9 protein-coding genes are annotated in these 12,100 nt (G+C 72.6%); all 9 read right to left on the bottom strand.

The window, feature by feature from the left end; translation table 11 throughout:
- Positions 1-43: 43 nt before the first annotated feature.
- The 9 genes from ACFWVV_RS31165 to ACFWVV_RS31125 all read right to left on the bottom strand — a co-directional run bounded on the left by ACFWVV_RS31165 (position 44) and on the right by ACFWVV_RS31125 (position 11,752).
- A complete protein-coding gene (locus ACFWVV_RS31165; protein WP_384356236.1) occupies positions 44-2,359 on the bottom strand; it encodes a lantibiotic dehydratase in 2,316 nt (771 codons plus the stop codon).
- A gap of 34 nt (positions 2,360-2,393) precedes the next feature.
- Positions 2,394-2,765 (bottom strand): phosphopantetheine-binding protein, encoded by a 372-nt coding sequence (locus tag ACFWVV_RS31160; RefSeq protein ID WP_384356238.1) that lies wholly within the window; start codon positions 2,763-2,765, stop codon positions 2,394-2,396.
- Positions 2,762-3,778 (bottom strand): threonine/serine dehydratase, encoded by a 1,017-nt coding sequence (locus ACFWVV_RS31155; protein ID WP_384356240.1) that lies wholly within the window; start codon positions 3,776-3,778, stop codon positions 2,762-2,764. Before ACFWVV_RS31155 ends, ACFWVV_RS31160 begins: the two co-directional genes overlap by 4 nt.
- Positions 3,775-5,418, bottom strand: coding sequence for an amino acid adenylation domain-containing protein (locus ACFWVV_RS31150; protein ID WP_384356242.1), 1,644 nt, complete (start codon positions 5,416-5,418; stop codon positions 3,775-3,777). The genes ACFWVV_RS31155 and ACFWVV_RS31150 overlap by 4 nt, the downstream gene beginning before the upstream one ends.
- Before the next feature lie 2 nt (positions 5,419-5,420).
- Positions 5,421-7,754 carry a lantibiotic dehydratase gene (locus ACFWVV_RS31145; protein ID WP_384356244.1) on the bottom strand — a complete coding sequence of 778 codons (2,334 nt, stop codon included), beginning with the start codon at positions 7,752-7,754 and terminating at the stop codon, positions 5,421-5,423.
- A complete protein-coding gene (locus tag ACFWVV_RS31140) occupies positions 7,747-8,700 on the bottom strand; it encodes an ornithine carbamoyltransferase (RefSeq protein WP_384356246.1) in 954 nt (317 codons plus the stop codon). Before ACFWVV_RS31140 ends, ACFWVV_RS31145 begins: the two co-directional genes overlap by 8 nt.
- Before the next feature lie 120 nt (positions 8,701-8,820).
- Complete coding sequence (ectB, locus tag ACFWVV_RS31135) at positions 8,821-10,125, bottom strand: diaminobutyrate--2-oxoglutarate transaminase (protein ID WP_384356248.1); 1,305 nt, start codon at positions 10,123-10,125, stop codon at positions 8,821-8,823.
- Positions 10,126-10,394: 269 nt separating this feature from the next.
- A complete protein-coding gene (locus tag ACFWVV_RS31130) occupies positions 10,395-11,120 on the bottom strand; it encodes a response regulator transcription factor (RefSeq protein ID WP_384356250.1) in 726 nt (241 codons plus the stop codon).
- Positions 11,117-11,752, bottom strand: a complete 636-nt coding sequence (locus ACFWVV_RS31125) for a response regulator transcription factor (protein ID WP_384356252.1) — start codon at positions 11,750-11,752, stop codon at positions 11,117-11,119. Before ACFWVV_RS31125 ends, ACFWVV_RS31130 begins: the two co-directional genes overlap by 4 nt.
- Between the last annotated feature and the right edge of the window lie 348 nt (positions 11,753-12,100).

Below are 12,100 nucleotides of genomic sequence, written 5' to 3'. Positions count from 1 at the left end.
CCCCTGTCCTGCAGGGGGCGGCCCGCCTTCTGTCGCAGGTCCGTCAGTCCCCGACCACCACGAAGCGCAGCTCCGAGGTGTAGCGCCGGCCCTGCTCGTCGGTGAGCCAGGACTGCTCGGGGGCCGGGAGCATCTCGGTCAGGGTCAGCCGGCCCTCCGGGTCCTTGGCGACCAGCCGACGGACGGCCTTGGCGAAGAGGTTCACGTACGCGGGGCTCTCGAAGTCCACGAAGAACGGCCGGGGTTCGGAAGGCGACACCACGAAGACGAACCTGGGCAGCTCCTCCCCCGCCCACCAGCGGCGGGCCCGGACGAAGCGGCGGGCCTCGCTCTTGTCCTTGGCGAACTCCAGGCCGGCGCCCGCGAAGCGCCAGGTCTCGCGGGCCAGCACCATCCGGTCCACCGTGACACGCGGCGAGTGGTCGGCGTCCGGGAGCAGTCGGCAGAGGTCCATCACCAGGGTGGTCAGCGCGTGGCTGAACACGTCCAGCACGTCGAAGACCGCGCCGTCGGGCAGCACCACCACCAGCCGGCCCTCCCGCCTCTCCACCGCGACGTCGGCGCTCAGTACCGTCCGCGGGCGGTGCGGGTCGGCGGTGTGGTCCAGCAGCGCGACGTAGTAGTCCTCGGGGCGCACCAGGAAGTGCCGGACGCGGGCGGAGAGCCGCGACTTGTGCTCCTTGGGCAGCAGCGGCATCAGCCGGGGTGCGGGGTGGTCCCGGCCGGTCTGCGCGAACAGCTCCTCCGGCGCGGGGTGCTGGTTGACGAAGAGCGAGTTGCCGAGGGTGTTGGTGGCGACGTGCAGCTCGCCGAGCACCAGCTCGAACTCACCGCGTTCCGCTGCCGCCTCGTCCTCCGCCGCGATCATCACGTCCGGGCTGAGGTAGCGCGCCGCCGTCCAGCTCGCGCCCCGCTCGCCGAAGGCCTCCCGGACGCGGTCGGCGATGTCCGCCGAGGCAAGACGGAGCCTTCCTCCGGCTGCGGGCAGACCCAGAATCCCTTCCCAGCGCCGCCAGAACTCGCGCTGGATCTCCGCCGCCCCGGTGACCGCGTCACCGTGCAGGATCGGCATGCAGGCGAACCAGAAGGCGGCCAGATCGACCCGGCCGCCCTCACCCGCCGCCCCGGCGAGCCGGTCGTAGACCTGTTCGGCCAGGCCCAGCACCTGATCCGCCAGCCGGGAGGTCAGCCACACCGCGCTGGTCATCAGCAGATCGAGCGGGGCCAGCGCCGCCAGTACCTCGGTGCCGATCCGGGCCGTCGCGGTGCGGACGCAGTCCGAGTAGACCAGGGCCCGGTTGGGTGCCGTGTGCTCGCTCTTCTCGCGCTGCGCTGCGGTGTCGGTCAGTTCGGCGAAGTCGCTCTCCAGCGCGGCGAGCGCCGCGCACAGCTCCTCGACGTCGTCCCCCACCGCCTGCACCCTGTCCCGGCCGCGCTCCAGCGCGCCGAGCAGATCGAGACCGCGCTGCCGGGGCACCGGATCGTCGATGCCCTCCAGCCAGGCCCGCAGGTACTGCTCGGGGTAGGTGGTGGCGGGGATCTCCAGGCGCCAGACGATCCACCGGCGCTCGACCAGCACCTCGAGTATGGCGGTGACTTGTGCCGGACCAAGGTCGTCGGCGAGCTCCTGCCGGATGGTCCGGGCGGTGCGGGTGCCGTCGCAGCGGACGAGTACCTGGTGCATGGGCGGGGTGATCGGCTGCGGGGGGCGGCCTGGCAGGGTGACGCTGTGGGCGCCGTCCTGTGCGTCGACACGGACGAACGGGACGCGGCGCGGGGCCGTCCAGTCGCGCAGCGCCGGGTCGTTGCCGATGGTCTTGGCGAGCGCGTCCATCGACCAGCTGGAGAAGTAGGTCCTGGAGCGCGCGATCAGCCGCTCGCCCGGGTCGACCAGGATGCCGCGCTCGGCGGTGTCGATCCGGCCCCAGCCGACCGGGCCGAAGAACCCGATGGTGTCGTTCTTCACGCAGAACCGCTGCCAGTAGTGCGCGATCAACTCCTCTCGCTGGCGCGGCCCGCTGGTGCGGCCCGCCGCGGTGGGCTCCCAGCGGACGAAGGGGGCGATCGCCCGGCCCAGCACGGCCCGGTTCTGCCAGGCCACCGCGGTCTGGAAGGCCGGCTGTGCCGCGATCTGCTGCAGCTCGCGGGCCGTGGCGACGGCGGCCTCGCCGAAGACCTCCTCGAAGGCCTTCCACCGTGGCCCCACGAGGGCCTCCCGGGTGCCGAACTTGTCCGCCGCCGCCGCCAGGCCCTCCGGCGCCAGCCGCAGCACCCCGGCCGCGGGGAAGCCCGCCCCTCGGAGCCCGAACTGCTCCCACACCTGCCACTTGTCACCGAACGGCACTGTTGTCCCGGTCATGGCCCGCTGCTCTCCCTGCCTCCGGACGGTGTCTTCAGAGCCGGTCGGCGTCTGCGGTGTCTTTGAGGTCAGCGGTGCCTTTGAGGTCTGTGTCGTCTGTGGTGTCTGCGGTGTCTGCGGTGTCTTTGGGGTCTGTGGTGTCTTCAAGGGCTTCGAGGTCCTCGGCGACGACCGTCGCGAGGTCTTCGGGCGACGGGTAGGTGAAGACCAGTGCCACCGCGACCTCGATGCCGATCGCCTCCTGCAGTCGGGCGGTGATCCGGAAGGCGCTGAGCGAGTCGCCGCCCGCCTCGAAGAAGTCGCTGCTGGTGTCGAGTCCCTCGTCGCCCAGTGTCTCGCGGTAGAAGGAGGCGATCAGCTCGGGGAGCGCCGCCGCGTCGACCTTGGTCGCGTTCATCGTGGTCATGGTGACTCCTGGTCAGTGTGGTGGTCGGCGTGCTTGTCGGCGTGGTGCTCGGAGTGGATCCGGGGACGGTTCGCCGGAAGGTTCCGGGCGGCCAGTGCGGCGGGCGTGTTGCCGCCGGAGACGATGACGGCGACCCGGCCGCCGCGCAGCGCCGGGCCGGCCGAGGCCAGCGCGCCCGCCAGCGCCACGCTGCCGGTCGGCTCGGCCTCGACGCCCGCGCGGTGCAGCAGCTCCCTCGCGTGCGTGATCGCCTCGTCGGTGACACCGATCATCTCGTCGACCCGCCGCTGGATGACCGGGTACGGGATCTCGCCCGGCCGCTGGCCGCGCAGCCCGTCGGCGACCGTCCGGCTCGGCGGCACCTCGACGGGGGCACCCGCTGCGAGAGAGAGGGCGTAGCGCCTGGCGTCCACCGGCTCGACGCCGATGATCCGCACCCGTCCGGTCAGGGCAGAGGCGGCCAGGCAGACGCCCGCGAGCAGGCCGCCGCCGCCGGTCGGTACGTAGATCGCGTCGAGGTCCGGCACGTCCTCGAAGACCTCCAGGCCCAAGGTGCCCTGCCCGGCCACCACCAGCTCGTGGTCGGAGGACGGTATGCAGAGGGCTCCGCGGCGGTCGGAGAGCTCCCGGGCGTGCCGGTCGCGCTCGGCCACGCCGCCGTCCACCCGGACGACGCGTGCGCCGAGCGCGCGGATCACCCGCTCCTTGGCCGCGCCGGCCCCGGCGGCCATCACGACGGTGACCCCGACGCCCAGCGCGCCGCCCAGCCGGGCGACCGCGATCCCGTGATTGCCGGACGAGCCGGTGACGACCTCCGTGGCGTCGTTCCCGACCATGGTGTTCGCGGCGCCCCGGAGCTTGAACGAGCCGCTGTGCTGCAGGTGTTCGGCCTTCAGCAGGAGGCCGGGCAGCGAACCTACCGTCAGCAGCGGGGTGCGGCGCACCTGGGCGGAGATCCGGTGGGCCGCCGTGAGCACGTCGTCGAGCCCGAGTCGCGTACCCAGGCTGCTCATCGGGCCCCGTCCTCAGCTGCCGTAGCCGTCACGCCCGTCACGCCCGTCACCGCTGTCACGTCTGTCACTTCTGCCACTTCTGTCACGGTGGTCTCGCCTGTCACGGCGGTCATGCCTGCCACGTCTGTCACGCCGGCCACGGCGCGCGGCCCGAGCGCAGCCCGGTCGGCCTTGCCGGTGCCGGTGGTCGGGACGCGCTCGATCCGGTCGAACCGACGCGGCATCATGTAGTACGGCAGGCTCTCGGCCAGGTGCGCGCGCAGCACGGTGTCGGCGACTTCGGCCAGCCTGCCCGCGACATGCGCGACCAGGAAGACCCGGCCCCTGCCGTCGGTGTCGGCGGTGACGACCGCGCCGGTGACGGCGGGGTGGGTGAGCAGGGCACCCTCGATCTCGGCCGGGTCCACCCGGTAGCCACGGATCTTGATCTGCCGGTCGCTCCGGCCCAGGTACTCCAGGGTGCCGTCCGGCCGCCGCCTGGCCAGGTCGCCGGTGCGGTACATCCGGGCTCCGGGCGGCCCGTCCGGGTCGGGCCGGAAGCGGTCGGCGGTGAGCCCGGGACGGCCGGCGTAGCCACGGGCCACGCCCACGCCACCGAGGTGGAGTTCACCGGTCTCCCCATCCGGCACCGGCCGCAGCCCCGTGTCGAGCAGCTGGGCGCTCACCCCGTCGATGGGCGTGCCGACCGGGTCGGCCGCCGTCTCGGGGATGTCCGGCACGTCGTACCGGGTCGAGGTCATGGTGCACTCGGTGGGGCCGTACTGGTTCACCAGCCTGCCGGTGAAAGCCCGTCGGCCGCCCGCCGTGAGAAAGGGCCGCAGCGACTCCCCGCTGGAGACCACCAGCTGCACGCCGCGCAGCTGATCGGCGCTGTCCTCGTGCTGGGTGAGGAAAGTGAGGAAGGACGGTGTCGCGCTCAGCACGGTGTTGACGCGGAAGGTCCGTATGGTGGCCAGGAACTCCTCGGCCCGCAGCAGCGCGGAGCGTTCCACCAGGACGAGGCGCCCGCCGGCCGCCAGCGGGGCGAAGGTGTCCCGGATCGAGGCGTCGTAGCCGAGCGGGGCCAGCTGCAGCGCGATGGTGTGCGGCCCCAACCCGTAGTCGCGGGCGACGAATCGCAGGTAAGAGGTGAGGCCCCGGTGCTCGATCAGGACGGCGTTCGGTGTGCCGGTCGACCCCGAGGTGTGGCTGACGTAGGCCAGTGTGCGCGGCCCGACGGTCGGCAGGGGCGTGTCCGGTTCGCCGGCTGCCTGGTCGAGGCGGTCGATCAGGACGGCCGGGCCCGCGACGGGGAGCGCGAGCCGCTCTTCGAGGGCGCTGTCGGTCACCAGGAACGTGGCCCCGGCGCTCTCGACCATGGCGGCCAGGCGCGGGCCCGGCAGGTCCACGTCGAGGGTGAGGAAGGCGCCGCCCGCGCGCGCCACGGCGGCCATCGCCACGACGGCCTGGGCGCCGCGCTCGACGGCGACGGCGCAGACCGCTTCCGGGCCCACCCCTCGCCGGGCCAGCGCCCTCGCCAACCGGTCGATCCGGTCCCACAGTTCAGCGTAGGAGACCACGCCCTCGGGGGTTACCAGGGCGGGGGCCAGCGGATGGCGTGCGGCGCGCACGCCGATGTCGTCGACGAATGTGCTGTCCACGGTCACACCCCGCCTTCCGGGGCCGCCGACCGGTCGACGGCCACGAAACGCAGTTCCGAGGTGTAGCGATTGCCCAAGTCGTCGGTGAGCCAGGCTTGTTCCGGAGTCGGCAGCATCTCCGAGACCGAGAGCCTGGCGTCCGGGTCCTTGGCGGCCAGCCGGCGGACGGCCTTGGCGAAGATGTTCACGTACACCGGGCTGTCGAAGTCCACGAAGAACGGGCGGGGTTCGGACGGCGACACCACGAAGACGTACCGGGGCAGCTCGTTCTCCTCGCGCCAGCGACGGGCCCGGACGAAGCGGCGGGACTCGCTCTTCTCCCTGGCGAACTCCAGAGCCGAGGAGGTGAATCGCCAGGTCTCCCGGGCCACCACCATCCGGTCCACGGTGACCCGCGGCGAGTGGTCGGCGTCGGCCCGCAGGGTGAAGCGGTCCATCACCCGGTTCGTCAGCGCGTGGCTGAACACGTCCAGCACGTCGAAGACCGCGCCGTCGGGCAGGACGGTGGCCAGTCGGCCGTCCCGCTCCTCCACCAGCACATCGGCCGAGCACAGCGTCCGGGGACGGAGCGGGTCGGCGGTGTGGTCGACCAGGGCGACGGAGTAGTCCTGGGGTCGCTCCAGGGCGGGCCGACTGCGTGGCGACCACTTGATCAGCGGGAGTTCCTTCGGCAGCATCGGCACCAGACGCGGGCCGGGGAAGTCCCTGCAGGTTTCCTCGATCAGCTCCTGGCGGTCCGGGTGCTGCATCACGAAGAGCGAGGCGCCGAGGGTGTTCATGGCGACGTGCAACTCACCGAGCACCAGCTCGAACTCGCCGCGCCCGACGGCCGCCAGGTCCTGGGCGACGACCATCACGTCGGGGCTGATGTAGCGCGCCAGCGACCAGCCCCTACCGGGCTCGTCGAAGGCCTCCCGGACCTGGTCCGCGATCTCGGCCGAGGAGCGCCGGACCTGCCGGGCGCCGGGCGGGGCGTCGATGATCCGCGACCAGCGGGCGCGCAACTCGGCCTGGATGCGGTCGATGTCGGCGATCGAGTCGCCGTGCGGCGCGGGCAGGCACGCGAACCAGAGCGAGCCGAGATCGACCACTTTCCGTTCGCTGCGCAGCCGGTGGAAGGCCTCGGTGATCCGGCCGCCGACGATCTCGGCGAAGCGGTTGGTCATCCACCGGGCGCTGGTCAGACACAGCTCCAGCGGGGTGAGTTCGCCCAGCACGGCAGCGCCGACCCGGGCCGTCGCGGAGCGGCGGCAGTCGGCGTAGACCAGGGCCCGGTTGGGCGCGGTGCGGGTGCTCTTCTCGCGCTGCGCTGCGGTGTCGGTCAGTTCGGCGAAGTCGCTCTCCAGCGCGGCGAGCGCCGCGCACAGTTCGTCGGCGTCGCGGCCCGCCGCGTGCACGCGGTCGCGGCCGCGTTCCAGCACCAGCAGCTTGGCCAGGGCCGGCTCGCGCACGGCGGGGTCGCCGACGCGCTCCAGCGCCGAGCGCAGGTACTGCTCGGGGTAGGTGGTGGCGGGGATCTCCAGGCGCCAGACGATCCACCGGCGCCTGACCAGCTCCGTCAGTATTTCGGTGACTTGTTCTGGTCCCAGGTGGTCGGCGAGCTCTTGCCGGATGGTCCGGGCGGTGCGGGTGCCGTCGCAGCGGGTGAGTACCTGGTGCATGGGCGGGGTGATCGGCTGCGGGGGGCGGCCGGGCAAGGTAACGCTGTGGGCGCCGTCCTGTGCGTCGACACGGACGAACGGGACGCGGCGCGGGGCCGTCCAGTCGCGCAGCGCCGGGTCGGCGCCGATGGTCTTCGCGAGCGCGTCCACCGACCAGCTGGAGAAGTACACCTCGGACTGTGCGACCAGGCCCTCGCCGGGGTCGACCAGGATGCCGTGCTCGGCGGTGTCGATCCGGCCCCAGCCGACCGGGCCGAAGAACCCGATGGTGTCGTTCTTCACGCAGAACCGCTGCCAGTAGTGGGCCACCAGCTCCTCACGCTGGCGCGGCATGCTGGTGCGGCCCGACGCACTGGGCGCCCAGGCCAGGAAGGGAGCGATGCCGGTGCGCAGCACGGTCCGGTTCTGCCAGGCCACCGCGGCGCGGAAGGCCGGCTGTGCCGCGATCTGCTGCAGCTCGCGGGCCGTCCCGACGGCGGCCTCGGCGAACGCCTCCTCGAATCCCTCCCACTGCGGTCCCGCGAGGGCCTCTTCGGCTCCGAACTTGTCCGCCGCCACCGCCAGGCCCTCCGGTGCCAGCCGCAGCACCCCGGCCGCCGGGAAGCCGGGCCCGCGGAGCGCGAAGTGGCTCCAGAGCCGCCACCCGCCACCGGGCAGAAGTACGGTCTCAGACATCGGCGGACCCCCGGCGTGAGCCGCCCGCGCACCACTCCAGGACGGCCCGCGCGCTGTGGTACTTGTTCTCGGCCTGCTCGTACGCGATGCTCGTGGGCCCGTCCAGCACCTCGGCGGTCACCTCGTCGCCGCGGTGCGCGGGCAGGTCGTGCATGAACACGGCGTCGGGGCTGCCCGCCATCACCGCCTCGTCCACCTGGAACGGTGCGAAGACGCCGCGCCAGCCGGGGTCGGCCTTGGCCGTTCCCGTGGTCTGCCATCGGGTGGTGTAGACCACATCGACGGCTGGCAGGCCGGTCATGTCGTGCCGCTGGTCGACCGTCGCCCCACTGCTCTTGGCGTTCACCGCCGCGCGGTCCAGGAAGCGCTGCTCCACGCCGTAGCCGGGCGGTGTCCGCAGGTGCAGCGTGGTGTTGCGGTACCGGGAGAGCGCGAGGGTGAGGGCGGACGCGGTGTTGTTGCCCTCGCCGACGTACAGCACCCGCAGGCCCTCGATCCGCCCGAACCGGCCCTGGAGCGTGGTGAGGTCGGCGAGCGCCTGGGTCGGGTGCTCCGCGGCGCTCATCGCGTTGACCACGGCCATCCGCTGCTGGGCGGCGAAGGCGCGCAGCTCGGCCTCGCTGCCGGCCGTCCTGGCCACCAGGACGTCGAGCATCCGGGAGAGCACCTCGGCGGTGTCCTCGACGGTCTCACCGGTGTTCTCCTGGAGGTCCCCCGGGCCGTAGCTGATCAGCTGTCCGCCGAGGCGCAGCGCGCCGGCCGAGAACGCCGTCCGGGTGCGGGTGGAGGTCTTGCGGAAGAGAACGCCGACGACGGTGTCCCGCAGCGGGCGGGCGTCCTCACACCGGCCGGAGGCGTAATCGACGCCCCGCTGCACGATCCCGTGCATGTCCTCGTAGCTGAGGTCGTCGATGGAGATCAGGTGGCGGCGTGGCGGGTGGGGCATCGGATCCTCCTCGGTTCTGTGACTCAAGTCCCTGGCCGCAGTACCCGACTGCAGGACCTGCCCGCAGTACCTGACTGCAGGACCCTGACTGCGGTGCGGCTGTCGGCGCCGTGCAGGCCCTCAGGGCGCCAGCAGCGCCTGCCGGAGCACATCGAGGCCGCGGTCGAACCGGGCGGTGTCGATGGTCAGCGGTGGCAGCAGCTTGATGACCTCGTCGTCGCGGCCGCAGAGCTCGACGATCAGTCCGTGCTCGAAGGCGTACCGCTGGACCCGGCCGGCGCGCTCCGCCCCGCCGGCTGCGGCGGTGTCGATCCCCAGCGCCATGCCCCTGCCACGCACCTTCAAAGACGGTTCGAGGGCGGCGAGTTCGGCACGGAACAGGTCGAGGCGGGCCGAGGCGGCGGCCAGACCGGAATGGAAGGCGCCCTGGCGCCACAACTCGCAGGCCGCGGTGGCGGCCACGAAGGCCAGCTGGTTGCCACGGAAGGTACCGGTGTGCTCACCGGGCTCCCAGACGTCCAACTCCCTGCGGAACAACGTGAGGGAGAGCGGCAGCCCGTACCCGCCGATGGACTTCGAGAGGGTCACGATGTCCGGGGTGATACCGGATTCCTCGAAGCAGAAGAAGGTGCCGGTGCGCCCGCAGCCCGACTGGATCTCGTCGAGGATCAACAGGATCCCGTGACGTTCCGTCAGATCACGTAGCCCGCGCAGCCATTCGGCCGACGCCGGGTAGACGCCGCCCTCCATCTGCATCGGCTCGACGATCACCGCGGCGGGCACCTCCACCCCCGAGGACGGGTCGGCGAGCAACCGCTCGATGTACCCGAGCGAGTCGAACCCGCCCTGCGGGCCGTCCTCGTACGGTACGAAGGTGACGTCCTGCCCGCTCACCCCGCCGGCCCGGCGGGCCCGCCGGCTGCCGGTCACCGCGAGCGAGCCGCGCGACATGCCGTGGTACGCGCCGGTGAACGCGATCACGCCGGAGCGGCCGGTCGCCTTGCGGGCGAGCTTGAGCGCGGCCTCCACGGAGTCGGTGCCGGTCGGGCCGACGAACTGCACCTTGTAGTCCAGCCCACGCGGTCGCAGGACCACTTCGGCGAAGGCGGCGAGGAACTGGCGCTTGGCCACGGTGTACATGTCAAGGCCGTGGGTGATGCCGTCGGCGGCCAGGTACTCGGCGAGCCTGCCCTTGATGAAGTCGTTGTTGTGTCCGTAGTTGAGGGTGCCTGCGCCGCAGAAGAAGTCCAGGAAGGTCCGTCCGTCCTCCGTGTACAGCTCGGCGCCCTTCGCCCGCTCGAAGACCACGGGGAACGTGCGGCAGTACATCCGCACCTCCGACTCCAGCTCTTCGAAGACCTTGAAGTCGGCGTTCTCGTCCGGCTCGTGAAGGGGGACCGTCGGTCCGTCCGCGGCGATGGTCATCCGGTGTCCTCTCGGCTTACGGTGATCCCGCGGCCGGCCGTTGCGCACCGGTTCGTCTCCACGGATCGAGAAGCGCCGCGCGGCCTGACGGACGCGGGCAGAAGTCAGGGTGCCGACCGGGAAGTGGCCGGCACCAGGGAAGGAGCGGCAGGCGTCGATCGCCTGGCCTGCTGCGCGTTTGTCTCTGCCCTCCACCCGGCCCGGCCGGGCAGGCTGGGGCCGTGCGGGGCAGCGCCGTGCGGGGCAGCGGGGCGGTGGGGTCGCGGAGTTCAGATCAGACCGGCCCGGACGGCGTGGGCCACCGCGTGGGCCCGGTTGCGGACCTGCAGCCGGGCCATCAGCTCGTAGATGACGTTCTTCACGGTGTGTTCCGAGCAGGCGAGGGAGCGGGCGATCGCCGCGTTGCCGTGCCCCTCGGCCATCAGCGTGAGCACCTCGGTCTGCCGGGAGGTCAACCGCGAGGTGGTCGGCCCCGGCCCCGGCTCCGCACCCGGGTGGGGCGGCCCGGTCACGGCCGAGCTGGTGAGCTCCGAGCGGCTGAGCTCCGAGCGGTTGCGCACCGGGTTGTTGAGCGCCAGGCCATCGACGGCCAAGCCGTTGAGCAGTCGCGCCAGCACGCTGTGCGGCAGCCGGCCTTCGTCCTGGTGGGCGGAGTGCACGGCGGCCGCCAGGCGCGCAGGTGTCGCCCCGGCGGAGTGCAGCATCGCCCGGGCACCGGCCTGCACCGCCCGCAGCACGCCGCGGTGCGACAGCACGTCGGCCACCACCAACAGCCGGCGGCCGTCGGACCACAGGCCCGGCAGGCAGGCGTCGATCGCTTCGTCCACCGTGCCCCCGGCAGCCACCAGCACCGCGCCGTGCGCCCGGCCGGGCTCGCCCACCGGTGCGATCCCGGCGTGCCGCAGCTTCGCCACCACGGCGTCCCGGACAATCGGGTCACTCGCGTTGACGTGCACCCGCAGCCGCTCCGCCATCAACGTCCCGGTGCCCGTCACAGCAGGCCCGCCCGGAGTGCGTACGCCACCGCGTGGGCCCGGTTGCGGAGCCGGAAGCGCTGGGTGATGTCGTGCACCACGGTCGTCACGGTGCGGGGTGAGTAGGACAGTTCGCGGGCGATCTCGCCTGTCTCCCGGCCCTCGGCGACCAGCCGCAGCACCGCACGCTCACGGTCGCTCAGGCCCGAGCCCGCCCAGCGGGCGGGGGCGGCGTCCGCGGGGGTGGCGCGGACGCCACGTCCGACACCCTGTTCGAGCAGGCCGTCCAGCAGGCCGGGTGGCACGGTGCAGTCGCCCCCAGCGGCGGCGAGCACCGTCCGCGCCAGCCGGTCGGGGCTGGCCTCGCTGCGGCGGAGCAGACCACGGGCGCCCGCCGCGATGGCATGCATCGCCTCGGCGGGGGTCAGATCGGTGGCCACCAGGACGATCTCGGGCCGGTGCGCCGCACTCCGCGTCGCCAGGACGATGTCGAGTACCTGGTCCGTCACCCGGTCGACGATCACCACGGCGACCTCGGCCTGTTCGCCCGGCAGGATCACCGTGACATCGCCGTTGCTGAGCAAGGTGCTCCTCGTGCCGGCTTCGAGCACCGGATCCAGAGCGGCGATGCTGACTCGCACGGGCTCACCCATCGGGATACCTCCTGGGACTGGGGTACGACGAACCTCTCGCCCCCGCAGCATGGCCGGGCTGCCGGCCCACCCACATCGGGTACCGGCCCCCACATTCCCGCCACACCGCCTCCGAAGGACCGTCACACGCAGGCGGGCGCCCCCCACCCGTCCCGCCCGGGACCCACCCGCCGGACCCCGGCCCCACGCCCCGGCCCGGCCACCCGGCTGCCGGCATGCCCCCTGTTCCCCCTGGTCACCCGGGCCGTGCCGCCGTCCTGGCCGCACCCTCAAGCCCGGCTGGAGCCGGACTCGACAGAGTCCGACCGAAAATATGGGGGCAACCTCCCCATACAGCACAGGCTCACC

This window comes from Streptomyces sp. NPDC058663, from assembly GCF_042716745.1.
GTDB lineage: Bacteria > Actinomycetota > Actinomycetes > Streptomycetales > Streptomycetaceae > Streptomyces.
The sequence above is the reverse complement of the archived record's forward strand: the minus strand, read 5'-3'. Positions and strand labels throughout refer to the sequence as shown.

Coding starts and splice junctions, on each gene's coding strand:
- ACFWVV_RS31165 (WP_384356236.1), bottom strand. CDS start 2,359: ATGACCGGGACAACAGTGCCGTTCGGTGACAAGTGGCAGGTGTGGGAG.
- ACFWVV_RS31160 (WP_384356238.1), bottom strand. CDS start 2,765: ATGACCACGATGAACGCGACCAAGGTCGACGCGGCGGCGCTCCCCGAG.
- ACFWVV_RS31125 (WP_384356252.1), bottom strand. CDS start 11,752: ATGGGTGAGCCCGTGCGAGTCAGCATCGCCGCTCTGGATCCGGTGCTC.
- ectB (WP_384356248.1), bottom strand. CDS start 10,125: ATGACCATCGCCGCGGACGGACCGACGGTCCCCCTTCACGAGCCGGAC.
- ACFWVV_RS31140 (WP_384356246.1), bottom strand. CDS start 8,700: ATGCCCCACCCGCCACGCCGCCACCTGATCTCCATCGACGACCTCAGC.
- ACFWVV_RS31155 (WP_384356240.1), bottom strand. CDS start 3,778: ATGAGCAGCCTGGGTACGCGACTCGGGCTCGACGACGTGCTCACGGCG.
- ACFWVV_RS31145 (WP_384356244.1), bottom strand. CDS start 7,754: ATGTCTGAGACCGTACTTCTGCCCGGTGGCGGGTGGCGGCTCTGGAGC.